At 71.3% G+C, this 25,225-nt stretch carries 23 protein-coding genes; 3 read left to right on the top strand and 20 right to left on the bottom strand.

Features of this window, described 5'->3' with window-relative positions:
- Positions 1–7: 7 nt before the first annotated feature.
- From C3K08_RS18675 to C3K08_RS16545, 5 genes are all read right to left on the bottom strand, one after another.
- Positions 8–1,291, bottom strand: a complete 1,284-nt coding sequence (locus C3K08_RS18675) for a sugar transferase (protein WP_234009268.1) — start codon at positions 1,289–1,291, stop codon at positions 8–10.
- Positions 1,292–1,401: 110 nt separating this feature from the next.
- Complete coding sequence (galE, locus tag C3K08_RS16560; RefSeq protein ID WP_104992546.1) at positions 1,402–2,424, bottom strand: UDP-glucose 4-epimerase GalE; 1,023 nt, start codon at positions 2,422–2,424, stop codon at positions 1,402–1,404.
- Positions 2,425–2,493: 69 nt separating this feature from the next.
- Positions 2,494–3,852: an MATE family efflux transporter gene (locus C3K08_RS16555; RefSeq protein ID WP_234009267.1), complete on the bottom strand. Its 1,359-nt coding sequence runs from the start codon at positions 3,850–3,852 to the stop codon at positions 2,494–2,496.
- A gap of 28 nt (positions 3,853–3,880) precedes the next feature.
- Positions 3,881–4,333: a MerR family transcriptional regulator gene (locus tag C3K08_RS16550; protein ID WP_369848651.1), complete on the bottom strand. Its 453-nt coding sequence runs from the start codon at positions 4,331–4,333 to the stop codon at positions 3,881–3,883.
- Between the two features lie 5 nt (positions 4,334–4,338).
- Entirely contained in the window at positions 4,339–5,313 is a 975-nt protein-coding gene (locus C3K08_RS16545; protein ID WP_104992543.1) for an NADPH:quinone oxidoreductase family protein, read from the bottom strand.
- 109 nt (positions 5,314–5,422) lie between these two features.
- Between C3K08_RS16545 and C3K08_RS16540 the strand changes: the two genes are divergently transcribed.
- Positions 5,423–7,219, top strand: coding sequence for an acyl-CoA dehydrogenase (locus tag C3K08_RS16540; RefSeq protein ID WP_104992542.1), 1,797 nt, complete (start codon positions 5,423–5,425; stop codon positions 7,217–7,219).
- Positions 7,220–7,228: 9 nt separating this feature from the next.
- On the opposite strand, the gene C3K08_RS16535 is transcribed toward C3K08_RS16540, so the two are convergent.
- Both C3K08_RS16535 and C3K08_RS16530 read right to left on the bottom strand, forming a co-directional pair.
- Positions 7,229–7,759 (bottom strand): DinB family protein, encoded by a 531-nt coding sequence (locus tag C3K08_RS16535; RefSeq protein WP_104992541.1) that lies wholly within the window; start codon positions 7,757–7,759, stop codon positions 7,229–7,231.
- 30 nt (positions 7,760–7,789) lie between these two features.
- Positions 7,790–9,061 carry a hydroxyacid-oxoacid transhydrogenase gene (locus tag C3K08_RS16530; RefSeq protein WP_104992540.1) on the bottom strand — a complete coding sequence of 424 codons (1,272 nt, stop codon included), beginning with the start codon at positions 9,059–9,061 and terminating at the stop codon, positions 7,790–7,792.
- 206 nt (positions 9,062–9,267) lie between these two features.
- On the opposite strand from C3K08_RS16530, the gene C3K08_RS16525 reads away from it, so the two are divergent.
- Both C3K08_RS16525 and C3K08_RS16520 read left to right on the top strand, forming a co-directional pair.
- Positions 9,268–10,977: a long-chain-fatty-acid--CoA ligase gene (locus C3K08_RS16525; RefSeq protein ID WP_104992539.1), complete on the top strand. Its 1,710-nt coding sequence runs from the start codon at positions 9,268–9,270 to the stop codon at positions 10,975–10,977.
- A gap of 203 nt (positions 10,978–11,180) precedes the next feature.
- Entirely contained in the window at positions 11,181–11,627 is a 447-nt protein-coding gene (locus C3K08_RS16520) for a response regulator (RefSeq protein WP_104992538.1), read from the top strand.
- Positions 11,628–11,636: 9 nt separating this feature from the next.
- Here C3K08_RS16520 and C3K08_RS16515 read toward each other — a convergent pair whose 3' ends face one another.
- The 13 genes from C3K08_RS16515 to C3K08_RS16455 all read right to left on the bottom strand — a co-directional run bounded on the left by C3K08_RS16515 (position 11,637) and on the right by C3K08_RS16455 (position 25,102).
- The gene (locus C3K08_RS16515) at positions 11,637–12,713 is read right to left on the bottom strand and encodes a [LysW]-lysine hydrolase (protein ID WP_104992537.1); all 1,077 of its coding nucleotides are present in this window, start codon (positions 12,711–12,713) and stop codon (positions 11,637–11,639) included.
- On the bottom strand, positions 12,710–13,876 hold the full coding sequence (locus C3K08_RS16510; protein ID WP_104992536.1) for an aspartate aminotransferase family protein: 1,167 nt from the start codon (positions 13,874–13,876) through the stop codon (positions 12,710–12,712). Before C3K08_RS16510 ends, C3K08_RS16515 begins: the two co-directional genes overlap by 4 nt.
- Positions 13,873–14,712 carry a [LysW]-aminoadipate kinase gene (locus C3K08_RS16505; protein ID WP_104992535.1) on the bottom strand — a complete coding sequence of 280 codons (840 nt, stop codon included), beginning with the start codon at positions 14,710–14,712 and terminating at the stop codon, positions 13,873–13,875. The genes C3K08_RS16510 and C3K08_RS16505 overlap by 4 nt, the downstream gene beginning before the upstream one ends.
- A gap of 90 nt (positions 14,713–14,802) precedes the next feature.
- The gene (gene argC, locus C3K08_RS16500) at positions 14,803–15,834 is read right to left on the bottom strand and encodes an N-acetyl-gamma-glutamyl-phosphate reductase (RefSeq protein ID WP_104992534.1); all 1,032 of its coding nucleotides are present in this window, start codon (positions 15,832–15,834) and stop codon (positions 14,803–14,805) included.
- The gene (lysX, locus tag C3K08_RS16495) at positions 15,831–16,712 is read right to left on the bottom strand and encodes a lysine biosynthesis protein LysX (protein WP_234009266.1); all 882 of its coding nucleotides are present in this window, start codon (positions 16,710–16,712) and stop codon (positions 15,831–15,833) included. The genes argC and lysX overlap by 4 nt, the downstream gene beginning before the upstream one ends.
- Positions 16,709–16,870 carry an alpha-aminoadipate/glutamate carrier protein LysW gene (locus tag C3K08_RS16490; RefSeq protein ID WP_104992533.1) on the bottom strand — a complete coding sequence of 54 codons (162 nt, stop codon included), beginning with the start codon at positions 16,868–16,870 and terminating at the stop codon, positions 16,709–16,711. The genes lysX and C3K08_RS16490 overlap by 4 nt, the downstream gene beginning before the upstream one ends.
- Before the next feature lie 26 nt (positions 16,871–16,896).
- Positions 16,897–17,436 carry a homoaconitate hydratase gene (locus C3K08_RS16485; protein WP_104992532.1) on the bottom strand — a complete coding sequence of 180 codons (540 nt, stop codon included), beginning with the start codon at positions 17,434–17,436 and terminating at the stop codon, positions 16,897–16,899.
- Between the two features lie 22 nt (positions 17,437–17,458).
- A complete protein-coding gene (locus C3K08_RS16480) occupies positions 17,459–18,727 on the bottom strand; it encodes a 3-isopropylmalate dehydratase large subunit (RefSeq protein WP_104992531.1) in 1,269 nt (422 codons plus the stop codon).
- A gap of 10 nt (positions 18,728–18,737) precedes the next feature.
- Entirely contained in the window at positions 18,738–19,907 is a 1,170-nt protein-coding gene (gene lysS / locus C3K08_RS16475) for a homocitrate synthase (protein WP_104992530.1), read from the bottom strand.
- A gap of 258 nt (positions 19,908–20,165) precedes the next feature.
- A complete protein-coding gene (locus C3K08_RS16470; RefSeq protein ID WP_104992529.1) occupies positions 20,166–21,728 on the bottom strand; it encodes a bifunctional UDP-sugar hydrolase/5'-nucleotidase in 1,563 nt (520 codons plus the stop codon).
- Between the two features lie 109 nt (positions 21,729–21,837).
- On the bottom strand, positions 21,838–23,517 hold the full coding sequence (locus C3K08_RS16465) for a S8 family serine peptidase (protein ID WP_158680042.1): 1,680 nt from the start codon (positions 23,515–23,517) through the stop codon (positions 21,838–21,840).
- Between the two features lie 88 nt (positions 23,518–23,605).
- On the bottom strand, positions 23,606–24,256 hold the full coding sequence (locus tag C3K08_RS16460) for a DUF6766 family protein (protein ID WP_104992677.1): 651 nt from the start codon (positions 24,254–24,256) through the stop codon (positions 23,606–23,608).
- Between the two features lie 78 nt (positions 24,257–24,334).
- Complete coding sequence (locus C3K08_RS16455) at positions 24,335–25,102, bottom strand: IclR family transcriptional regulator (protein ID WP_104992528.1); 768 nt, start codon at positions 25,100–25,102, stop codon at positions 24,335–24,337.
- Between the last annotated feature and the right edge of the window lie 123 nt (positions 25,103–25,225).

The following is a 25,225-nucleotide window of genomic DNA, read 5'->3' as shown; positions in this document are numbered from 1 at the left end:
AACCGTATCAGCGGGCGCCGAAGCCGGTCAGGATGGTCAGGATGGTCCTCCAGACGATCAGGAGGTCCAGCGGCGCCGAGAGGTGCTTGACGTAGTAGAAGTCGTACTGCAGCTTCTCGTGCAACTGGTCCACGCTGTCGGTGTAGCCCTGGGTGACCTGTGCCCAACCCGTGATGCCGGGGCGCACCCAGTGCCGGGTGGCGTACAGCGGGATACTTTCCTCGAGGTCGGCGGCGAAGGCGAACTGCTCGGGCCGGGGGCCGATGATGCTCATCTCGCCGCGCAGCACGTTGTAAAACTGCGGCAGTTCGTCCAGCCGGAACTTGCGCAGGAAGGCCCCGCCCCGAATGATGCGGGCGTCTCCCTGCCGCGCGAAGGCCGCGCCCCCCCGTTCGGAGTCGCGGGTCCTGGTGCGGAACTTGACCAGCCGGAAGGGCCGCCCCCCCAGCCCGATGCGCTCCTGCCAGAACAGCACCGGTCGCCCGCCACTCGCCAGCACGACCAGCGCCACCGCCCCCATCAGCGGCAGCAACGCGGGCAGCAGCAGCAGGGTCAGCGCCACGTCCAGTGCCCGCTTGACCGGCATATAGCCCGATTGAAAGCGCTCGGCGTCCAGCCAGTCGCGCTCCACGAGGTCGAGGGACACCCGCCCGGTGAGCACCTCCGCGAGCAGTTCGCGCGAGTACAGCGGCACTCCGGTCACGCGGGCGTGTTCCAGCAGCCGGGCGTGTTCGGCCGGGACCTGCTGACGGTGCCCCACGACCAGCCCGTTCAGGCCGCGCAGCACGTCAGGCTCGTGCGGAGCGACCGGCAGGTAGGTCAGGCGGGGGTGCGGGGGCGGGGGCGGAGTGTCCGGGGCGCTGAGGAGTCCCAGCCGCAGCGGGGGCAGGCGCTCCCGCCAGATCAGCTCCAGCCCTGACAGCGCGAGCCACAGGGCCGCGGCCAGCCCCAGGGCTTCCAGCTGGTGGGTCCAGCCCAGCGCCAGCGCGAGTGCCCCGGCGATACTCGCCCCCCACAGCGGTGGAGCCACCACCGGCCAGCGCGGCGGCAACGGTGAGCGCTGTCCCCCCGGCGCCCGCCCCAGCCGCAGGGCAAGGACCGCGGCGATCGCCCACAGCCACAGGGCGCTGCGCAGTTCCTCACGGGAGACCGGCTGCGTGTTCAGCGTATACCACAGCAGCACACCCGCCGCCACGGGCGCGGCGTAGCGCAGCAGCCGCAGCCACGTCCGGGACGGCAGGCTGGCAGGCGACTGGGCAGAGACCGAGCGGACGTTTTGCTTAGCAGCCACGCCAAGCTATCCGAGAGAAGTCCGGACGCCCCGCCACCTGTCTGGCCGGGGGTGTCCTGCTGGGGTCGGTCGGCTCGGCACCGTGCTCAGCGCTCCGCGGGCAGAGCCGCCTAACCCAGCCGCTCCGGCCGCACGGCCTCCCAGGCCAGGGCGGAGGCGAGCGCCTCGGCGGTGGTGTGCCGGGGTGTCCAATTCAGCAGCTCGCGGGCGCGGGTGATATCGGCATAGGCCCCGGCGCTGTCGCCCGGGCGGCGCGGTCCCTCGCGCACGGTGAGCGGCGTGGGCGACACCTCCGAAAAGGCCGTCACCAGCTCGCGCACGGTCACGCCCTGCCCGGTGCCGACATTGATCGTCAGGAAGCCGCGTGGGTCTGTCCCCTGTCCGGCAGCCCGCTCAAAGGCCGTGTCAAAGCTCTCCAGCGCCGCCACGTGGGCCAGCGCGAGGTCCCAGACATGAACATAGTCACGCAGGCCGGTGCCGTCGCGGGTCGCATAGTCGGTTCCGGTGATCTCGAAGGCCGCCTGCCGCCCCTGCGAGGCCGCCACCAGCCGCCCCAGGATGTGCGACGGCTCGGCGAGGTATGGCCCGGTGCGGAGTCGCGGATCGGCCCCCAGCGGATTGAAGTACCGCAGCGCGACGGCGCGCAGCCCGCTGCCGGGCGCCGCGCAGAGGTCTTCGAGCATCTCCTCGGTCATCCGCTTGGAGCGGGCGTAGGGACTCAGGGGCCGCAGGGGGCTGCTCTCGGTGACCCGGAAGTCGGTGGGCGAGTCGTAGATGCTCGCGCTGGAGCTGAAGACCACCCGCGTCTGCCCCAGGGCCTGAAGCGTCTCGAAGAGGGTCAGGCTGGCGACCACGTTCTCGCGGTAGTAGCGCCCCGGGTGCGCCACCGACTCGGGCACCACGATCAGCGCCGCGAAATGCAGGGTGGCGGCGATCTCCGGGTGCTCGGCGAAGATGCGGCGCACCAGGGCCGAGTCCGCCACGTCCCCCCGGTAGAAGATGCGGTCCCGCGTGAAGGCTTCCGGCCCCGTCACCAGCGAGTCCAGCACCACCGGGGTGTGCCCCGCGTCCTCCAGAGCCGAACAGACCGTGCTGCCGATATACCCGGCGCCGCCGGTCACCAGAACTTTCATGGGGGGCAGCATACCCGCGTGAACCTGACGGAGTTCTTGACGCCCCGCTGCCCGCCGCCCCCTTCTCCTTCACACTTGCCGGGCGGTCCCGCCGCTGCGCCGCAGGAAGCGCCACAGCAGCGCCGCCGCCGCCGTGAACAGCCCCGCCGTCAGACCGAACCACAGCCCACGCGGCCCCAGCCCCAGCCCGAAGGCGAGCAGCGAACCGACCCCCAACCCCACCCCCCAGTAGGACGCGAGCGAGATCAAGAGCGGCACGCGGGTGTCCTGCAGCCCGCGCAGCGCTGCGTTCGCGGTGACCTGCACCCCATCCACCGTCTGGAACAGGGCGGCGATGGCGAGCAGGCCCGCGCCGGTCGCCAGCAAGGCCACGTTTGCGGGGTCTCCCGCGTCCACGAACACGCCCAGCACCAGCCGGGGCGCCAGCAGTTCCAGCGCGGCGAAGGCCAGCATCACGCCCCCCGCCAGCCCAATGCCGGTCAGCCCGGCGCGGCGAACCGCAGCAAGGTTCCCGCCGCCCGCCGTCTGCGCCACCCGAATGCCGGTGGCGGTGGACAGCCCCAGCGGCACCATGAAGACCGCTGTGATGACCTGCAACGCCACGTTATGCGCCGCGAGAGCCTCGGCCCCGAAGCGGGCCATCAGCAGCGAGGTCACGCTGAACATCCCGCCCTCGGCCCCCAGGGTCAGGCCGATGGGCCAGCCCAGGCGCAGCAGCGCCCCCACCTCCGGCCCCACCCGGCCTCCCGGCACGGCGGGAAAGCGGCGCAGCGCCACCGGCAACAGCGTCAGCGCCATCGCCCAGGCGGTCACGGCACTCGCGGCGGCGGCTCCCGGCAGCCCCAGCGCGGGCAGCGGCCCCCACCCGAAGGCGAGCGCGGGACTCAGGAAGGCAACCACCGCCACCCCGCCCAGCGCCGTCACCGTGACCAGACGGGGCTGCCCGGTCCCCTCCAGCGCCCCCCGCAGGGCCACGAAGGCGAGCACCGGGAGCATCCCCAGCGCGTAGAGCCGCAGGTAGCTCGCCGCGAGGTCGCCGCGCACCCCTTCCGGGGCGAGGCCGGGAAGGAGCGCCGCGACGCCCCACATCAGTGGCAGGGCCACCGCCGTCAGGCCCAGGGCCAGCCGCAAGCCCCCGCGCAGGGCGAGGGCCACCCCCGCCGGGTCGCCCCGGCCGTGCGCCTGCGCCGCCCTTGGCCCCACCGCCAGCATGATCCCGCTCAGGATCAGGAACAGCAGGTAGTAGGTCGCGTTCGCGTAGGCCGCCGCCGCGAGTTCCGGGGTGCCCAGCCGTCCGATCACCGCCGTGGAGATCAGCGTCAGCGCGTTGGCCGCGAACTGCGACACGATCACCGGCCCCGCCAGCCGCACGAGGGGGCCGAGTTCGCTTGTGCGGGGGGTGGGAGGAGAGGCCGGGCCGGACGTCACCGGGAGAGTGTAGGCCAACTGGTTGGGTCTAGCCCGCCCTTTCCCCCTCCAGCGCCTCGGGGTCCAGCGGTTCCACCTCGCCCCCGGTAAAGCGCTTGGTGAGCCAGCGGTCGAAGCGGGCCAGCCCCTCGGCCTGCCGGGCATAGGCCTCCTGCAACAGCCGCAGCCGGGCGTGAATCACCCGCAACCGCTCGTCGGAGAGCGGGATATCGGCACGGGTCCAGTCGCGGCGGTAGGTGCCGTCGAGGGTGTGGGTCGCCCGGCGCAGGGTCACCATGTCGCGGGCCTCGTCGAGCGGCACCCCCAGCGCCCGCAGGTCCAGCACGTCGCGGAGTAGCCGCAGGGCGTAGGGACCGTACAGTGCCCGCCCGGACGCCGTGACCTGGTCGGGCGTCAGCAGCCCGAGGTCGGCGTAGTGCATCACCGTGCGCCGGGTCACGCCCGCCTCCCGCGCGAGTTCGGCGGTCGTGTAGAAGGTCAGCGGGGTCAAGGGGTGACGACCACCTTCCCGGTGACTCGCCGTTCCAGCAGCGCCCGCAGCGCCTCCGGGGTGCGCTCCAGCGGGTAGCGCCCACTCACCAGGGGCCGCACCGTGCCGTCCGCCACCCACCCCAGCAGCCGGGCGAGGTTGCGGGCATTGGCGCGGGGGTCGCGCCGGGCGAACTCGCCCCAGAACACGCCCACCAGCGACGCGCCCTTGAGCAGCGGCAGATTCAGCGGCAGCTTCGGAATCCCGCCCCCCGCAAACCCCACCACGAGGTAACGCCCGCCCCAGCCGATGGACCGGAAGGCCGCTTCCGCAAAGTTGCCGCCCACCGGGTCAAAGATCACGTCCGGCCCCCGGCCCCCCGTCAGCGTCTTGATCCGCTCGCGCAGATCCTCCGAGCTGTAGTTCAGCGTCTCATCCGCTCCATGCTCGCGGCAGAGGGCCAGCTTCTCCTCGCTGCTCGCCGCCGCGATCACCCGAGCGCCCAGCGCCTTGCCGATCATGACGGCGGCCAGCCCCACGCCCCCCGCCGCCCCCAGCACCAGCAGCGTCTCGCCTTCCCGGAGGTTCGCCCGGTCGACCAGCGCGTGCATGGTGGTCCCGAAGGCGAGCGGCAGCCCGGCGGCGACTTCGGTGCTGACTCCATCGGGCAGCGGCATGACCGCGTTCGCCGGGGCGAGGAGGTGTTCTGCAAAAGCCCCGGTGCCGGTGAAGGCCGCGACCCGTTGCCCTGGCCGCAGATGCGTCACCCCCTCGCCCAGGGCTGCGACCGTCCCAGCGGCTTCCGCCCCCGGCGTGAAGGGCAGGGGAGGTTTGACCTGATACTGCCCCATCACCATCAGGGCGTCGGGGTAGTTCACGCCCGCTGCCTCCACCCGCAAGACCACCTCGCCGGGGCCGGGGGCAGGGTCGGGAACGGTCTGAACGCTGAGGGCTTCGGGTTCGGCGAAAGCGGTGCAGGTCACGGCACGCATGGAAAACCTCCGGTAGGACGGCGAATGAGGGTCTGAACGTGCCCTATAGTAAACGCCAGCGTTCACAGTTGACGTTCACGGACATTCCGCCTTGAAAGGAGCACCCCCGATGGCCCCCTTCCTGTCCCGCCGCGACCTCCAGTTCCAGCTTTACGAGGTGCTCGACACCGCCGCGCTGCCCTCCCGCCCCCGCTTTGCCGAACACTCGCGCGAGGTCTACGACGACGTGCTGAACCTCGCCTACAGCGTGGCCGAGCGCTACTTCGCCAACCACCTGCGCGAGGCGGATGTCCACGAGCCGCACGTCGTGGACGGCAAGGTCAAGCTGCCCCCGCAGATGGCCGACGCGATGCGGGCCTTCCGGGACGCGGGCTTCTTCAGCGCCCATCACGACGAGGAGCTGGGCGGGCTGCAACTGCCCTGGGTGGTCATGCAAGCGGTGCAGGCGCACTTTCAGGCGGCCAACATTTCCACGAGCGGCTATCCCTTCCTGACCATCGGCAACGCCAACCTGCTGCGTGAGTTCGCGTCCGAGGAACAGCAGGCGAAGTACCTCACCCCACTGCTGGAAGGCCGCTGGTTCGGCACGATGGCCCTCTCCGAGCCGCACGCCGGGTCCGGCCTGGCCGACATCACGACGACGGCCACGCCGCGTGGGGACGGCACCTACAGCCTCACCGGGACCAAGATGTGGATTTCGGGCGGCGAGCACGAACTGTCCGAGAACATCGTCCATCTCGTCCTTGCTCGCATCAAGGGCGCTCCGGCGGGCGTGAAGGGCATCTCGCTCTTCATCGTGCCGCGCTACCGGGTGGGGGAAGACGGAAAGCCCGGCGAGTCCAACCACGTCGTCCTGGCGGGACTGAACCACAAGATGGGCTACCGGGGCACCACGAACACGCTGCTCAATTTCGGGGAGGGCGGCGAGACGGTGGGCGAACTCGTGGGCGAGCCAGGGCAGGGGCTGGCGCAGATGTTCCACATGATGAACGAGGCCCGCATCGGCGTCGGGATGGGCGCGGTGATGCTGGGGTACGCGGGCTACCTCGCCAGCCTGGAATACGCCCGCGAGCGGCGGCAGGGGCGCTCCCCCGGCAACAAGGACCCCCACGCCGAGCCGGTGCCCATCATCCAGCACCCCGACGTGCGCCGGATGCTGCTGCGGCAAAAAAGCTTCGTGGAGGGGGGCCTCGCGCTGGGGCTCTACGCCTCCTCGCTGGTGGACGACCTGCACACCGGGCCGGAGGAAGGGCGGAAGGACACCGGGCTGCTCCTCGACCTGCTGACCCCCATCGTCAAATCGTGGCCCAGCAAGTACAGCCAGGAGGCGCTGAGTGACGCGATTCAGGTCATGGGCGGGGCGGGCTACACCCGCGACTCCCCGGTCGAGCTGTACTACCGCGACAACCGCCTCAACCCCATCCACGAGGGGACAGAAGGGATTCAGGCCCTCGACCTGCTGGGGCGCAAGGTCACCCAGGCGGGTGGGCGCGGCCTGGCCGTGCTGCTGGAACGGATGTCGGCGGACCTGACAGCCTCCGAGGAGCTGGAGGGGGTGGCCGAGATTCGTACCGCGCTCGCCACCGCCGTCGCCCAGAGCACGGCGGCCCTGCGCGGCCTGCTGGCCCAGGCCCCGACCCTCGGCCCCGACCGTTTTCTCGCCAATGCCCACAGTGCCCTGGAGATGCTGGGGCACACGGTCGTGGGCTGGATGTGGCTGCGGCAGGCGGCGGTCGCGGCCCGCAGGCTGCCGCAGGCGCGGGGCGAGGGTGCCGACTTCTACCAGGGCAAGCTCCACGCCGCCCGCTTCTTCGCCGTGCACGAGCTGCCCAAGGTCAAGGCCCACGCCGACCTGCTGGTAAGCGCGGACCCCACGACGCTGGAGATGCAGGAGGCGTGGTTCTGAGGCCAGGTCTTATCCGGCTCCTTCCAGTTGCCGCCGATGGTGGCCGACGTGATAGGCCGCCATCCGCAGCCAGTCCAGCGCGGTCAGGTCGCCCATGAAGGGGTGAAAAAAGGTCCGCTCCGGGTCGTCCCCGGCATGCTCCACCAGCATCAGCAGTTGCGCCCGTACCGCCGCGTGCCGCCCCGCCAGGGCCTCCCAGGACTGATCCGGGCCGGGGCGGGTGCCTTCTGGCGCCTGCCGTTTACCCCCCACCTCCTCACCGGGAACGCGCGGCGTGGGCCGCAGCGGCCGGTCGGAGGCCAGCAGCGCGGCGATCCGGGCACTGCTCTCGTTGACGAGGATGACGTGCTCGGCTTCCTGCGCGGCGGTCCACTCGCGGCCGGAGAGCGGCTGGTGCCAGCGGTCCTGTGACCGCGCAACAACGGCTTCGAAGGCGTCCAGCTCGCGGGTGAGCCGGGCCGCCACCTCGTCCCCCGTCGTGCCCAGGCGGCGCAGCCCGGCGGCGGCCTGTGCCCACGCTTCTTCTTGCTGTCGGGTCATGCCGCAGTGTAGGGCCGGGGCGCCTGCCCGTTACAGGGACGCCCGCAGGATGGCCTCCAGGTCGGCGGCGCTCGGCGTGCGGGGGGCGACCGCCAGCAGCCGCTGCTGTTTCAAGGCCCCCTCCACCAGCGCGGGCAGGTCGGCCTCGCTGTACCCCAGTTCGGTCAGGGTGGTGGGTGCGCCCACGTCGCGCATCAGCTCTGAAAGCGCGTTCGGCAGGGCGTCCTCGTCATCCGGAGCGTACTCACGCCCGGTGAGCAGAGACGCGGCCCGCACATGCTTTTCGGGGTCCGCCGCGAAGGTGAAGCGGAAGGCGGCGGGCGCGGTCACGATCACGCTGTAGCCGTGCGGCACGAAGGCATGGTCCTGCGAATACCCGGTTGCTTGATAGGTCTGCCGCAGTCCCGCGATGGGATAGGCGCAGGCATGCGGGATATGTACCCCCGCCGACCCGAAGCCCACCCCCGCCATCGTCGCGGAAAGCATCATGAAGCCGCGTGCCTCCAGGTCGTCGGGGTCGGCCACCGCCCGGCGCAGGTACTCGCCGCCGAAGCGCAGCGCCTGCGCCGACCACACGTCCGCGACCGGGTTGCTGCCCTGGTAGGGGGGGCGGGCGGCGGGCGACTCCGGCCGGGGGCGCGAGGTGTACGAGCGGCTCAGCAGGCTCTCGGCGGCGTGACACACCACGTCCAGCCCCGCCGACGCGATCACGCCCGCCGGGGCGGTGCGGGTGAGTTCGGGGTCCACCAGCGCCTGTGCGGGCCGCAAATAGCGGTGGCTGATCCCGCTCTTGATTCCCAGGTCCGGCAGGTCGAGGATCGCCACCGTGGTCGCCTCCGACCCCGACCCCGCCGTCGTGGGAATCGCCAGCAGCGGGCGCAGCGGCCCCGGCACCGCCCGCCCGCCGCCCACCGGGGCATTGACCCAGTCCATCACCGCGCCGCCGTGGGTGGCGAGCAGGTTGGCGACCTTTGCCGTGTCGAGCGTCGAGCCGCCCCCCAGCCCCACGAAGCCGTCGGCCCCCGCCTCCCGCGCCGCCGCCCCCGCCCGCTCCAGGCTGGGGAGGTCCGGTTCGACCCGCACGCCCGTGTAGAGGACGACCTCTACCCCCGCCCCGCGCAGGCTGTCCAGCACGCGCCCGGCCGCCTCGCTCCCGGCCAGCGCCGGGTCGACCACCACGAAGGCCCGGCGCATGCCCAGCCGCGCCGCCTCCCAGCCCGCGTCGGCGGACGCACCGGGGCCGAACTTGAAGGGGGTGGCCTCGACGGTAAAGAGGGTCTCAAAGGCGGGGAGCTGGGACATGGGTGAACCTCCTGCGTCCCAGCCTACGGGGTCCGGGCGGGACGGGGCGGGGCAGGCCGGTGACCGCTGCTCGTCACGTGACGAGCAACGCCGCGTATTTGCCGCGGGCGCCCCATGCCCTACACTCGGGGCACGCACAATTCACGCTCCGGCTGCCCGTCTCCCGGCCTCGGGGGCAGGTGGCCCGGCTCTCCCGGAGGTTTTTCATGTCGCACGACCCCGAACTGAACCTGCCCACCGAGCATCCCCGCCCGGTCGCCCCGGCCACCCGCACGGCGGGCCGTTACTGGCCCCCTGGCAAGCCCCGGCAACTGACGCTGCCGCGCACCGGCCTGATGCACAACCTGCGCGTGTCGGCCGAGCGGTATCCCGACAAGACGGCGATGTGGTTCTACGGCCGCGAGCTGAGCTACCGCGAACTGCGCGAATCCGCCGAGCGCCTCGCCGGACACCTCGCCGCGCAGGGGGTCGGGAAAGGCGACCGGGTGGCCGTCTGGCTTCAGAACAGCCCCGCGTGGGCCATCGCCGCGCACGCCGCGTGGCACCTCGGGGCGGTCGTGGTGCCCCTGGCGCCCATGCTCCAGGCCCGCGAGTTCGGCTTCTTTCTGCAAGACGCGGGCATTCGCGCGGGGGTCGTCGGCGCCGAGCTGTACGAGAAAGCCAAGCAGGGAGGCCTCGCCCACGCGGTCGTCGCCAACGTGATGGCCGGGACCGACGCGGAACGTGCCGGAATCCCGCTGCCGGGCGAGCTGGACGTGACCCCCGAGCTGCACTCCGGCGACGTGACGCTGGAAGCGGCATTGGAGGCGGCCTCCGCCCCCGCCGCCGAGGTCGGCCCCGACGATCTGGCCGTCATGCCCTACACCAGCGGCACGACCGGGCTGCCCAAGGGCTGCATGCACACCCACCGCAGCGTGCAGGCGAACGTGTTCGGGGCCGGGGCCTGGGTAGACGGCACGGTCGAGGACGTGTTCCTGGCCTCGCTGCCCTTCTTCCACGTCACCGGCTTCGTCAACAGCCTGCTCGCGCCGCTGAACGGCGGCGGCACGGTCGTCGCGCTGGCCCGCTGGGACCGGGACGCCGCGCGGCAACTCATCCGCGACCGGGGCGTGACCCTCTGGACGAACACCGCCACGATGGTGATCGACCTGATGGCCTCCCCGAACTTCAACCCGGCGGACCTCGCCAGCTTGCGGAACGTGACGGGGGGCGGCGCGAGCCTCCCGGCGGCGATCGGGCAGCGGCTGCTGGACCTCACGGGCATCACCTTCACCGAGGGCTACGGCCTGACCGAGACGATGGCGCAGTCGCACTCCAACCCCAAAGGGCGTCAGAAGCTGCAATGCCTGGGAATCGCCCTGTTCGGGGTCGACGCCCGCGTCCTCGACCTCGACACCGGACGCGAGCTGCCCCCCGGCGAGATCGGCGAGATCGTGATGCACGGCGAACAGGTCATGCAGGGCTACTGGAACCGCCCCGACGCGACTGCCGAAGCGTTCGTGGAGCTGGACGGCAAGCGCTTTTTCCGCTCCGGCGACCTGGGCTACATGGACGAGGAGGGCTACTTCTTCTTCACCGACCGCCTCAAGCGCATGGTGAACGTCTCCGGCATGAAGGTCTGGCCCGCCGAGGTCGAGAACCTGTTGCACGGCCACCCCGCCATTCAGGAAGCCTGCGTGATCTCGGTGCCCGACGAGCGGACCGGGGAACGCGCCCGCGCCCTGATCGTGCTGAAGCCCGGTGGGCAGGCCACCGCCGGGGAGATCGAGGCCTGGGCCAGAACCCAGATGGCGACCTACAAGGTGCCGCGCGACTACGAGTTCGTGGAGAGCCTGCCGCGCGGGGCGACGGGCAAGGTGGCGTGGCGTCCCTTGCAGGAGCAGGCCCGCGCCGCGATGGCGGCCCGGCAGGGCTAACGGCCCCACCCGGCGGACCCACATCCGCAGGAGTGGCCGCGTCCGGCAGGGAGGACGCGGCCACTCTTAAAGACAGGCTTCATGGAAGGGGCACCGATCCGCGGCGGCCGCTCACTATGGTTGGCGTATTTTCAGTCGTCCGAGCGCTGGCGGTGTCCACTCCAGGCTCGCCCAGTTCCAGCCTTCAGGAGTCCGCCTGCCCCATGACCCCCACCAAACCCATCGAAATCCTGCTGGTCGAGGACAACCCGGCCGATATCCTCCTGACCGAAGAAGCCTTCGGGGAGGCGCACTTTCCCCACCGCCTGCACATTGCCCGCGATGGGGTCGACGCGCTGGCCTTCCTGCGGCGCGAGGGTCCCTACGCCGGGGCCGCCACTCCCGACGTGATTCTGCTCGACCTGAACATGCCGCGCATGGGCGGGCTAGAAGTGCTCGACGTGCTGAAGGTCGACGACGCCCTGCGGAATATCCCGGTGGTGGTCCTGACCACGTCACGGGCCGAGAGCGACATCTGGCGGTCGTATAACCTCCACGCGAACGCCTACATCCCCAAGCCCGTGACCATCAGCGAATTCGTGGAGGTCATCAAATCCTTTGGGACCTTCTGGTTCGCCACGGCGGCGCTGTCGCCCAAGGAACGACCTTAGCCTGACCTATCAGCGGTGCAGTTCGGTCAGGGCCGCCTCCAGCACGTCCACCGCCCGCCCGTACTCCGCGAGGCAGAGGTGCTCGTGCGGCGTGTGGTCGAGCGCCGCGTCGCCCGGCCCGTAGGCCACGGCCGGACACCCCCACACCGGGCCGACCACGTTCAGGTCGGCCGTGCCCGTCTTGAGCACCAGCCCCGGCTGCTCTCCCTGCGCCCGAATCGCGCGGGTAAAGGTGCGGACCAGGGGTGAGGTACGGTCCGTCTGAAAGGCCGCGCACTGCCCCACCACCTCCAGCGTAAGGTCGGGGAGGTCGGCGGCCAGCTCCCGCAGGCCCTCCAGCACGGGGCCGGGCGGGTGCGCGGGGGGCAGGCGAAGGTGCAATTCCGCGGCCGCCGTTTCGGTCAGGCCGTCGCTGGCCGTGTTGAGGTGCAGCAGGGTGGGCTGAAGCTGGTCGAAGGCACGGGCCGCGTGCCCGGTGAGGTCGGCGGCCCACCCCTCCACCCGTTGCCAGAAGGCCACCATCGTCTCTGCCGCCGTCTGCCGCTGGTGGGCGGAGTGGCCGCAGGGCACCGAGAGCCGTGCCCGCAGCCGCAGCGACCCCTTGTACCCCAACGTGACCCGCCGCCAGTCGCTGGGCTCGCCCACGATGCAGAAGTCGGGCGTGTACTCGGTCAGCGCGTGGTGTGCCCCCTTGCTGGAGGACGCCTCCTCCTCCACGCAGCCCACGACGACGATCTGGCCGCGCAGGTTCCCCCGACGCGCCAGCCGCGCCGCCGCGCTCACGAAGGCGGCGAGCGCCCCCTTGGCATCCACCGCGCCCCGGCCATGCAGCATGCCACCCTCCACCCGCACCGGGAGGTCGCCGGGGACGGTGTCGATGTGGCCCAGCAGGACGGTCTGCGGGGTGCCTGTGCCCAGCACCCCGACCGCATTTCCCGCTTCGTCCACGTGGGCGGTCAGACCCAGCGCGGTCATCTGGTCCACCAGCCAGGTCACGGCCTCCCCCTCCTGCCCGGAGACGCTGGGAATGGCGACGAGGCCGTAGGCGAGCGCTTCCTCGGCGGTGAGGACGGGGGCGAGCGTCACGCCAGCACCTCGTCCACCGCCCGCACGACCTGTTCCAGTTCGGCGCCAGAGATCACCAGCGGGGGCAGCAGCCGCAGCACGCTCGGCCCGGCGGGCAGGGCGAGGACGCCGCGCTCCTGAAGGGCGGCGAGGTGGGGGGCCACCCGGTCGCGCAGTTCCAGCCCGACCATCAACCCCAGCCCGCGCACCTCGCGGATGCGGCGGTGCGGCAGCGCCCGCAGCCGGTCCAGCAGCCACTCGCCTTTGCGGGCCGCTTCGGCAGGCAGGTTCTCGTCGCGCAAGATGCCCAGCACCGCCCGCGCCGCCGCGCACGCCAGCGGATTGCCGCCGAAGGTCGAGCCGTGGGTGCCCGGCGCCATCTGCGCCACCCGTGGGCCGAGGGCAACCGCCCCCATCGGCACGCCGCCCGCGATGGCCTTCCCGAGGATCAGGATGTCCGGCTCCAGCCCGCTGTGCTCGCAGGCAAACAGCCGCCCGGTGCGCCCGAAGCCCGTCTGTACCTCGTCGATCAGGAGCAGGGCGCCGCGCTCCCGGCAGAGCCGCTCGGCCCCACGCAAAAACTCGTCAGAGGCGGGCCGCACACCGCCCTCGCCCTGCACGACTTCGAGCAAGACGGCGGCGGTCTGGTCGGTAATCGCCCCCTCCAGGGCCTCCAAGTTGCCGTAGGGGACATGGCCGAACTCCGGCACCAGTGGCACGAAGGGCTCGCGGTAGTGGGCTTCCCAGGTCGCGCTGAGCGCTCCCAGCGTGCGCCCGTGAAAGCCGCGCATCGCCGCGACAACGCCAGGCCGCCCAGTGCTCGCGCGGGCGAACTTGACCCCCGCCTCGACCGCCTCCGCGCCGGAGTTGCAGAGGAAGATGCGGTCCAGCCCGGCGGGCAGCACCCCCGCGAGTTCGGAGAGGTACGCCGCCCGCACGTCGTTGTGAACGGCTTCCTGACAGGTGACCAGTGTGGCGGCCTGCGCCTGCACGGCAGCCACGACGCGGGGATGGCTGTGTCCCACGTTCGCCACCCCCTGCCCGGAAGCGCAGTCGAGGTACGTCCGGCCTGCGTCGTCCCAGAGGGTCGCGCCCTGCCCGCGCACCAGCGTGAGGGGCCGCTTGGCATAGACGCCCGTGCCGTGCCGGGCCTCCAGCGTGCGGGGGTCCAGGGTGGCCGTCATGCGGGCACCATTCCGGTCAGCGGAGCGCCCAGCACGGTGCCGCGCCCAGCGAGCGCATCCCCAACAGGTGCAGCCCGGCGACCGTCCCCGATCACGACGGTAGACACGCCCGCCGCGAGGGCCTCACCCGCCCCCAGTACCTTGCGCTTCATCCGGCCCTGCGCCCAGCCCTGCGCCTCCTCCAGCCTGTCGGCCGGGATATGCCCGACCAGACTGTCCTCGTCGGGGTAGGAGCGCAGCAGCCCCGCCACGTTGCTGAGCAGCAGCAGCGTCCCGGCCCCCACCGCTCCAGCGACGGCGGCGGCAGCCCGGTCACCGTCCACATTGAGGAGTTCGCCCCGGTCACTGATCGCCAGCGGCGCGACGACGGGGAGGTATCCGGCCCCCAGCAGCAGGCGCAGAAGGTCGCCATTCGCCGCCGTCACCGTGCCCGTCCAGTCGTCGCGCACGAGCCGCACCCGGCCCCCCTCCACGCTGCGCTGCACCTCCTTGCGCCGTGCCCGCAGCAGTTGTCCGTCCGCTCCGCTGAGGCCCAGCGCGTTCACGCCGAGGCCTTGCAAGGTTTCGACCAGCAGGCGGTTCACGCGGGCCGTCGCCATCGCAAAAATCTCCAGCGTGCGGCGGTCGGTGTAGCGGCTGACGTGGCCCGAGGGGGCGGTCAGCGTACGCGAGGGGTGGCCCAGCGCGGCGGCCAGGGCGTTCGTCTCCGCTGAGCCGCCGTGGACGACGACAAGCGGGCGGCCGGAGCGCCACTGCGCGGCAATGTCCTGGCACAGCGCCTGCTGATCCACGCCTTCGGCGCCGCCGATCTTGATGACGAGGGGGGAAGGGATCATAGGAGGGGAAATCCTTTCACCCTCTCCCCTGGTGGGAGAGGGCCTGGCGAAGCCAGGGGTGAGGGGGCGTACAGACCAACCTGTCCTGCATCACACCGGGTGCAGCCCGATCAGCCGCAGCCCCGCCTGTTCCGGCCAGCCGTGCATCAGGTTGAGGGCCTGCACCGCCGTGCCCGCCGCCCCCTTCATCAGGTTGTCGATGGCGCAGAGGGCGACGACGCGGCCCGTGCGGGGGTCCACGCTCCAGCCCACGTCCGTTAGGTTGGTCCCCGCCAGAATCTTGGGCTCGGGGTGGCGGTAGTTGCCGCCCTTCTCGTGGACGATGCGGACGAAAGGCTCGGCGCCGTAGGTCGCGCGGTACGCCTTCCAGAGCTGGCGGTCCTCCAGCGGCTCCCGCAGCCAGGCGTGAACGGTCGCCAGCGCCCCGCGCACGAGTTCCACCGACGTGACCGACAGCTCGGCGTCGACCCCCAGCACCTGCCGCACCTCGGCGGTGTGGCGGTGCCCGGTGGGGGCGAAGGAGCGCACGACGTGGGAGCGCTCGGGGTGGTGGCTGGACTCGCTGGCCCGGTCGCCGCCCTCCGAGGAGCCGACCTTCACGTCGGCGATGATGGGCCGCGCGGGGTCCAGCAGCCCGGCCCGCACCAGCGGCAGCAGCGCGAGGTTCACGGCGGTCGCGTTGCAGCCCACCCCGGAGACAAAGCGGGCATCCCGAATCGCGTCCCGGTTGGCCTCCGGCAGCCCGTAGGCAAAGCGGGTCAGCCACTCCGGGGCCGCGTGCTCGCGCCCGTACCACTCGCGGTAGGCGTTCGCGTCTTCCAGCCGAAAGTCGGCCGAGCAGTCGATCAGGCGGGGAGCCAGGGTGGAGAGGTGCTCAATCTGCTCTGCTGCATACCCGTGCGGTAAGGCCGTGAACAGCACGTCGCAGGCAGGCAACTCCGCGAGCGGCACGAAACGCAGGTCGGTCCAGCCGCGCAGGTTGGGGTGCGTGGCGGCCACGTACTGCCCGGCGCGGCGCTCGGAGGTGACGGCCACGACCTCCACCTCCGGGTGCCCCAGCAGCAGCCGCAGCAGTTCGCCACCCACGTAGCCCGAGCCGCCCGCGATGGCAGCGCGGATCATGCCACAGCCTCCGGGGTGGGGGTAGCCACCTGTGCCTGCGCGAGCAGGTAGTCGATCATCGCGCCGGGAATGTCCACTCCGGTCGTGTCGATGGAGTTGCGGAATTCCATCGTGTGGTTGACCTCATTGACGAGCAGCTCGCCGTCCGCCGTCTCCAGCAGGTCCACCGCGAGGATGCCGCCGCCCACCGCCCGCGCCGCCCGCAAAGCCAGGTCGCCCACACCGCCCGTCAGCGGGCAGTTCGACGCCAGCCCGCCCCGCGCGGTGTTGGTAATCCAGTGCGCCGAGGTGCGGTAGATAGCCGCGACCGGCTCGTCGCCGACCACGAAGGCGCGGATGTCGCGGCCCGGCTTGCGGACATGCTCCTGCACGTAATAAATGTGCTGCTGCCATGAACCCAGCACTTGCAGGTGTTCCAGCACGGCCTCCGCCGCGTCGCGGTCGTTCACGCGGGACACCAGACGGCCCCACGAGCCGACGACGGGCTTGAGCACCGCCGGATAGCCCAGCCGCTCGATCGCCTCCAGCGCGGCCTCCGGCGTGAAGGCGATCAGGGTCCGGGGAGTGGGCACGCCCGCCACCTCCAGCGCCTGGGTCGTGCGGAACTTGTCGCCGCACGTCTCCACGACCGCCGCCGGGTTCACGCAGCGCACCCCCCGCGCCTCCAGCGCCCGCAGGGTGTAGAGGGTCCGCCCGTAGGAGATGGACCGCTCCAGCACGGTGCCGAAGGGAAACTCGCGCTCGCGCAGGTCGAACACGAGGTCGCCGTCGTCAATGCGGGTGTAGGGCACCCGGCGGCGGTCCAGTTCCGAGAGCAGCAGCTTCTCCTCCGCGCGGATACGCGACACGAGGACACCGAGGCGGGGGGTCACGGTCACTCGCCCCAGTCCTCTTCGACGGAAGGCGCGAGCGCGAGTTCGACGGGCGAGACCGACAGCACTTCCAGCTCGGCGCCGCAGTCGGGGCAGGGAATGATCTCGCCTTCGATCACGTCAGGGGCGATGGTGAGGGGGGCGTCGCATTCGGGGCAGGTCATGGGGACTCCTTGGGGGTCGGAAGGGGTTAAAGGGCCGAGGGCACGCCGGGAAAGCGGCCGTGGGTGCGGTAGTAGGGCACGATGCCGCCCGCCTGCCAGACCTCGCGCATCCAGGCGGGGGGCTGGGGCAGCCGAAGCTCGCCGCGCCCCGTGTACAGCACGGCCGTTTCCAGGTCGAGGTGGACCCGCTCGCCGTCCTCCAGCTCGGTCAGGTCGGCCTCGAAAACGGGGATGCCGAGGTTCAGGGCGTTCCGGAAGAAGATGCGGGCGAAGCTCGGAGCGATGATCGCGCCGACCTCCACGAGCTTCAGCGCTTGCGGGGCGTACTCGCGCGACGACCCGCAGCCGAAGTTGTTGCCCGCGATGATCAGGTCGCCGGGCTGCACGGTGGGCGCAAACTCGGGCCGCGCCTCGATGAAGGGGGCCTTGCGCAGCTCCGCCTCCGAGGTCATGTAGGGGGCGAAGCGTCCCGGCACGATCTGGTCGGTGTTCACGTCGGCGCCGAAGCGCCAGACGCGGGCGGTGAGGGTGGGGGGGGTTTGGGTCGGGGGAGCGGTCAGGGTCATGGCAGGGCCTCCGGAAAGGGAATCAGGCGGAAAGGGGCGCCAGGGTGCGGGGGTCGGTCAGGTACCCCGTTACGGCGGTGGCGGCGGCCACCTCCGGCGAGCCGAGGTAGATCTGGGCTTCCGGGCTGCCCATCCGGCCCCGGAAGTTGCGGTTGCCGGTAAAGAGGCACACGTCGCCGGGAGCCAGCACACCCATGTGCCGCCCGATGCACGCGCCGCAGCCCGGCGTGCCGATGGCCGCGCCCGCCTCCAGCAGCACGCTGAGGGTGCCGTCCTCCGCCGCCTGCGCCAATGCCTGCGACGACGCGGGCACCACGATCAGCCGCACCCCCCGCGCCACCCGCCGCCCGCGCAGGATGCGGGCCGCCGCCGCCATGTCCTCGTGGCGCCCGTTGGTGCAGGTGCCCAGGTACACGACATTCACGGCGATGGGGTCCCCGCCCGCCACCTCGTCCAGGTCGGTCACGTTGTCCACGAAGCTGGGGGCGGCGACTTGCGGCTCCAGGGCGCCGAGGTCGATCTCCAGCACCCGGCGGTAGCTCGCGCCGGGCTGCACGCCGAACCACTCCGGCACGTCGTACTCGGCCAGCGCCGGACCCGTGGGTGCCACGATCCCGGCCTTGGCGCCGACCTCCACCGCCATGCTCGTCAGGGTGGTGCGCTCGCCCAGGGTGAAGGCATCGAAGCCGTGGTATTCAATGGCCTCGTAGGTCGCGCCGTCGGCCCGCAGCTCGCGGGCGATGTGGAGGGCCACGTCCTTGGCCGAGACGCCGGGCCGCAGTTCCCCACGGGCGCGGATCAGCACCGTCTCCGGCACCCGCAGCCACGTCTGCCCGGTCGCCAGCGCGAGCGCGATGTCGGTCGCGCCCATCCCGGTCCCGAAGGCCCCCGCCGCTCCGTACGCCGTCGAGTGCGAGTCCGAGCCGACGACCAGCATGCCGGGCCGCGCCAGCCGCTCCTCCAGGATCACCTGATGGCAGATGCCCCGGCCCGTCTCGAAGAAGTGGGGGAGGTCCTGCTCCAGCGCCCAGCGCCGCACCCCGTCCTGCGCGGTCGCGGTCTGGATGGTGGCGGCGGGCGCGACGTGGTCGATGGCGACGGCCACCCGCTCGCGGTCCCACACGCCCGCGGCGCCCAGCTCCCCGGTCAGGATGCGAATCACGGCGGGCGCGATGGAGTCGTGCACCATCGCGAGGTCCACCGCGCAGGTGACGACCTCGCCCGCGTAGACACGGCGCCCAGAGGCGTGCGAGAGAATTTGTTCAGCGAGGGTTTGGGGAGAAGTGGTCATGGAAGTCCTTTCAGGCGTTCGAGACGAGGGCGGCGGGCACGGGCAGCGTCCGGGCGAAGGCGAGAATCAGCGCGTCCAGCTCGGCATTCCCCAGCGCTCCGGCATCGGCGGCGGCCTTGACCTCGGCAGTCAGGCGGCGCAGGTCGGCGGGAGCGAGGTGAATGCCCAGCCCGGCGGCGCGGTGGGCGACGGCGTGACGCCCGGTGAGACGGCTCCCGCTCAGCAGGTGCCGCTCGCGCCCAAAGACGCCGGGGTCCAGCGCCTCATACGCGCGTGGCTCGCGCAGCACGGCATTGGTGTGCAGCCCGGCTTTATGCGTAAAGGCCGTCTCGCCCGTGATGCACGCGTTGAACGGGATATTCACGCCCACCATCTCCGCGACCAGCGCGTCCAGGGCAGGGAGCGCCGCGAGGTCGTAGGCGCCGACCAGCGCCGGGTTCGAGAGGTACAGCCGGGCGATCAGGCCCGAGAGCGGCGCGATCCCGTTGCGCTCGCCGATGCCCAGCACCGTCACGTTGAGATGGGTGGCCCCCGCCTCGAACGCGGCAGCGGCGTTGGCGACCGCGCAGCCGCCGTCGTTGTGCCCGTGGAATTCGATGTCGCAGCGCACCGCCGCCCGCACGGTGCCCACCAGCCGCTCCACCTCGCGCGGGGTGGCAACCCCCACCGTGTCGGCCACGCCCACCCGGTCCACTCCGCAGGCGTCCACGGCGGTGTAAATCCGCAGCAGGTCGGCCGTCTCGGTACGGAAGGCGTCCTCGCACGAGAAGCGCACCTCCACCCCCGCCCCCTGCGCGAGTCGGATGGCCGTGAGCGCCTCGGCCAGCAGCGCCTCCACGCCCCGTCCGTGGCTGGCCTCCCGCAGCACGGCCGAGGTGCCGAACAGAAGGTTCACCCCGTCCACACCGCAGTCCAGCGCCCGGCGCACGTCGTCTTCGTGACAGCGGACGTGGGTGACCACGCGGGCATTCAGCCCCAGCCCCACCAGCGCCCGCAGGTCGCGCTCGCTGCCCGGCGAGGCCACGGGCGAGGTGTGTTCGAGGTACTCCACCCCGAAGGCGTCGAGGGCGCGGGCCAGCCGCCCCTTCTGCTCGGAGCTGAAGTGCGCGGCGGCGAACTGCTCACCTTCCCGCAGGGTGGTGTCCACGATCAGGGGGCGGCGAGGTGGGGCTGGGGTCATGTCTCTCTCCGGGGATAGGGGGGATGGGGGAGGGGCCAAAACAAGCCCCGCCTGCTCGGGTCAGGCGGGGCACGCGTCTCACGACAGCACTCACCTCACCCAGGGGGCGCGGTGGGTTTTTTGCTGGCGGTCGCAAGGGCGGTCATGCGTTGAAGCTTACAAGCGAATGATAGAGGTGTCAACAGATTTACATTTGATAACCACATCCATGAAAAAAGGGCGTACCCGCAGGCACGCCCCCTCTGACCGGTTCTTCCCTTACTTCGGCTCGTTCACCAGCACGATGCGGCCTTCCGGCTGCGCGTCGATGGTGGGGTTGGCCTTGAAGTAGTTCACCAGAATGTCGATGTCGAGGGTGCCGGTGTCCAGGCGGCGGCCCTTCGCACCTTTGAACACGTCGAACCCGTCGCCGCCGTTGGCGGTGAAGGTGTTCATGGCGACCGTGTAGGTCTGCGTGTCGCTCAGCGGCTGGCCGTTCAGGGTTACCGAGGTGACGCGGCTTCCGGCGGGCTTGGACAGGTCGAAGGTGTAGCTCATGCCCCTGGACACGTGCAGGAACTGGCCCTTGTTCTCGCTCCAGGTCGCCACGCCGTGCTCCAGCGCCCGTTTGATCTCGGCGCCCGTGAGGTCGAGGATCGTCAGCGTGTTGCCGAAGGGCTGCACGGTGATCGCTTCCTCGAAGGTGATCGGCCCCGCGTCGATCGAGGAGCGCACGCCGCCGCCGTTCACGAAGGCGATCTGCGCCCCGGCCCGCTGTCCGGCGGCGAGCGCGGCGTCGGCCAGCACGTTCGCCATGGGGCTCTCGCGCTTGCGGACGATCTCGCGGGCTCCGTTCAGGCCACGGGTGGTCGTGCCCACGACCTGACGGCGCAGGTTGGCGATCGGCACGCTGAGCGTTTCGATCATGCGCTTGGCGGTGGGGTCCTCGGCGACCGCCGCCGACACCACGATGGGGTTGCCCTCAAAGCTGTCCACCGCGCCCGCGTCGTTGAAGGTGACCTTCAGGCGCCCCAGCACCTTGCCCCACTCCCAGGCGGCGACGAGCAGGGTGCGGTTGCCGTCGGGGTTGGGCACGATGGTCGGGTAGGGGCCTTCGGGAGTCGGGAAGTCCTTGTTGTTGAAGGTGCCCAGCAGGGTGTGCGAGTGCCCGCCCACGATCACGTCGATGCCGGGCACCGTCTTGGCGACCTGCTGCTCGACCGTGTAGCCCAGGTGCGACACCAGCACGATCTTGTTGATGCCCTGGGCCTGCAAAGCCTTGACGCTGTTGTTCAGGCTGCCCATCAGTTCCAGCATCTTCACGTTCGGGCCGGGCGAGCTGATCAGGGGCAGGTCGGGCGTCACGGCGCCGATCACACCCACCCGGTCGCCGCCCACGCTCAGGACCGCGTAGGGCTTGATCAGGTCGCGCAGCAGCGGCTCGGCGCTGAGGTCGAGGTTGGAGGCCAGCAGCGGGAACTGCGCTTTCTGCGCGAAGCGGGCCAGCGCCTCGGGGCCGTTGTCGAACTCGTGGTTGCCCACGGCCATGGCCTGATAGCCCTGGTAATTCATGAACAGCACGTCGGCGAGGCCCTGGTAGACGTTGTAAAACAGCGTGCCCTGGAAGGTGTCGCCGCCCGAGAGGACCAGCGGGTTTACGTCCTGCGCGGCGTACTGCTTGATCAGGGTGGTCTGGCGGGCGTAGCCGCCGTAGGTGCCTTCCCCGATCTTGACCGGGTCGAGGTGCCCGTGCAGGTCGTCGGTGTGGAGGATGGTAACGGTGAGGGGCGCGGCCGTGGCGACGGAGCCCAGCAGCGCGGCGGTCAGGAACCAGCGTTTCATAACGGGTTCATGATAGGCGCAAGCGGGCGCCGCCGGGTGATGGCGGGGTCAGCCCGGCGGGGCGGGGCGGCGGCTCCAAGTGTGGGTCGGCCGCCCCGTCCCCTCCCGCTCAGCGCTGGGTCTGGATGTCGACGCCGCTGAGGTTGCCGCTGACCTGCACGCTGCGCGTTCCCGCGGCCGTCTCATTCGGGTTATTCAGCGTGACGCGGGCGGTCAGGGTGTAGCTTCCCGCCGCGAGGCCGTTCAGGCTGTAGTTGATCGCCCGCTGCCCCTGCGACAGCGTGCCCGTGAAGGTCTTGGTCGTCACGGCGCTGCCGCCGCGCCGCGCCTCCACGACGAGGGTGTACGCCCGGTTGGTGGGGGCAGTCGTGAGCCGCTCGGCCTGGGCGACGGCGCCCGCTACGTCCAGAATCCGCTGCCCATTCGCCTGCCGGGCGCCCGCCGTGAGGGCCTGCCGCACCTGCGCCGCCGTCAGGCTGGGAAAGGCGCCGCGCAGCAGTGAGGCCGTCCCGCTGACCTGCGGCGCCGCCTCGCTAGTGCCGACGCGTAATGCGTACCCGCCCAGCGAGGAAGCCGTGAGGGTCAGGATGTTGAAATCAGTGGTCCCGGTGCAGGGAGAGTCTCCGCCCGGCGCCACGATGTCCAACGGCCTCTGGTTGCCTCTCGGGCGGGCGCTGTAGCAGGCCAGGGTGTCGCCCCGCCCGATAGCCCCCACAGCCAAGACGTTAGGATCGCTGGCGGGGTAGTACAGGCCGTCATTCGGCGTGTTGCCCGCCGCCGCGACAACCACCGCGTCGGCCTGCGCGGCGGCGGCCAGGGCTCGGGCGATCTCTGGGTCGGCGGGGGCAAGCTGACCGTTCTCCCCACCAAACCCCAGGCTGAGGTTGATAACCCTAGCCCCCTGCGCCACCGCGTAGTTTAGCCCCGCTGCCAAGCTGGCGCTGGTGGCCCCGACGGTCCCCGCGCCCGCACCGAAGACTTTGACAGGCAACACCGTGCCACCCCAGGTCAGCGCGGCGATGCCGTCGCCGTTGTTGGTGTTCGCGGCGATAATGCCCGCCACCCCGGTCCCGTGTCCCACATCTCCAGCCGTGGCCTCAGCAGGGTCGTCGTCCTGACCCTGACAGGCGTAATTTCCACCACTCACAAGCACTAACTGCGAGCAGAAGTCGCGGCCCGGCCGCAGCCGATCTCTGAGTTCGGGATGCGTGCGGTCCACCCCGGTGTCCAGAACCGCCGTTAGCACGCCTGACTTGGGCCTGCCCAGCGCTTCCAGCCGGTTCCAGCCCTCCAGCGCCCGGATGCGCGTGAGGTAGTCCTGATCGTAGAAATTGGTCCCAACCTGAACACCCCGACGATCTGGCAGCGGGAATCCGGGGTCGTTGGGCACCGCCAGCGGGCGGTAGATCAGGTTGGGCTGCACCTCCAGCCCCGCCGCCGCGAGCCTCTGCGCGAACGCCTCGTCTCGCTCACCTGCCGGGGTCGTCGCCCGGCTGAGGTCAGTGCCCGGCACCGCTTGAAGGGTGACCCCCGACAGCACGGAAAGGGCCTGTGCCCCCAGCCCCCCTTCCCCCGCGTCCCGGACCAGCACCTCGCCGGGGACGTGCGGCAGCGCCCAGAGGGCCTCCAACTCACCCTGCGTCAGCGACGCCGCGCCCGCTCCCGGCAGCAGCACCTGCCCACTGACCGAGTAGGTCGGCGTTCCCGGCGAGGGAGCAGGTGACGGAGCGGGTCCCCCGCAGCCGACGAGCAGGGCACCCAGCAACGCGGAACCGATCAGCTTTTGCATGCTCCCAGTGTGCGCCCGGTGAGAAGCCGCCGGATGACGCGGGCGTGAACGGGGCGGTCAGACGGGCATCAGTTGCCGGGAGCTGGGCTCACTTCCCGGTGTGGCGGTGGGGCACCTCCACCTCCTTGGACTCGGCCGAGCCGCGCTCGCGCAGGAAAATGGTCAGCACCACCATCGCCCCGACCGACAGGAACTCGCTCTGCCAGTTCTGAAAGGACTGCTGCCAGAAGTCCGCGCTGCCCAGGAACTCCAGGACCGAGATGGGGGGAGCGCCGTGCAGGGCCTCTTCCAGATTGTGCTCGGCGGTGCCGCCCAGCAGGTGCATCACGAAGGACACGGCGAAGAGGGTCAGCAGCGTCAGCGACAGCGAGTGGCCGTAGAGTTGCGCTGCCCAGCCGCCGCGCCGCACCGGGCCGGGGACCGGGCCGTCCGGCTTGGGCTGGGGGGGTAGCTCCTCGTCGGGCAATGGGTTCGATTCGGCCGAGCCGCGCTGGTAGAGCCGCGCGGTCAGCAGCACGAAGGCGGCCATCTGGAGAAATTCGCTCTCCCAGTTCTCGCCCGTCGCTTCCCAGAAGTGCCCGGTGCCGAGGTACTGCCCGAACGAAAGCGCCGCGCGGCCGTGTTCCTCCAGGTCGCTGTTGTGGACCTGAAAGCCCGTCAGGGCCTGCGCCGCCCAGAACACCAGGAACAGCCCCAGGGTCACCACCGACAGCCCGTTGTCCCGAAAAAACGTCTTCACGCCGCCCCCCACCTTTCCGGGCCGGTTCGCCCCGTTCACACAACCAGGGCCAGAGGTATCACATCCCACAGTGCTCGGCTAGCGCGAAGCGGGCGGGGGGCGGTACCCCAATGCCCACTCCACCTCCGCCGCCGCCGCGTGCAGGGTGCGCAGCAGCGTCTCGCGTTCCCGCAGCCGGGAGGTCGGCAGGCTGACGCCGAGCGCGGCGAGCACCTCTCCGCCCGCGCCATGCAGGGGTACGGCCAAGCCCCCGGTGCCCACGGCCCATTCGTCGGCAGTGGCCGCGTGCCCGGCGCCCCGGATGGCGGCAGCCTCGGCCTCCCACGCGGCGGGGTCGGTCAGGGTGGCGGCCGTGTAGGCCGGGGCGGGGGAGGGCAGGGGACGCTCTGCCAACGCCAGCAGCAGTTTGCCGCTCGCGGTGGCGTGGGCAGGCAGCTCGAAGTCCAGTTCCCCCGCCACCGGCGGCCCGTCCCGGCCCTGCACGCTGCGGGCGACGCACAGCAGCCGCCCGCTTCCCGCGTCCTGGCCGTCCAGCACGCACAGAAAGGCCAGCAGGTGCGTTCCCCGCGCCACCCGCTCCATCGCCGCGTGGGCGGGGGCATACCACGGCAGGCTCCCGTACAGCGCCGAACTCAGCTTCAGCCGCCGCCAGCCCAGCCGGTAACGGCCCCGGCCCACCCGCGTCAGCAGGCCGGTCGCCGTCAGCGTACTCAGCCCCTCGTGAACGGTCGAGGTGGGCTGCCCCAGATGCCGCGCCAGCTCCCCCAGCGTCCATTCCGTATGGTCCGCGTCGAACAGCTCCAGCAGCCGCACGGCATGAACGACGGTGCTCTGGGTGCGGGACATGGCTCCAGGGTAAGTGGCTGGCGGCGAAGGTGGAGAGCATTCGGGCGCCTTTCTCGGATGCGCGGAACCGGAGCCGCCAGCCACCCCCTGCTTCTCGCTTCGCTCGGGGTGATGACCCGGTCA

The organism is Deinococcus sp. NW-56 (assembly GCF_002953415.1).
In the GTDB taxonomy this organism is placed as follows: domain Bacteria; phylum Deinococcota; class Deinococci; order Deinococcales; family Deinococcaceae; genus Deinococcus.
The sequence above is the reverse complement of the archived record's forward strand: the minus strand, read 5'-3'. Positions and strand labels throughout refer to the sequence as shown.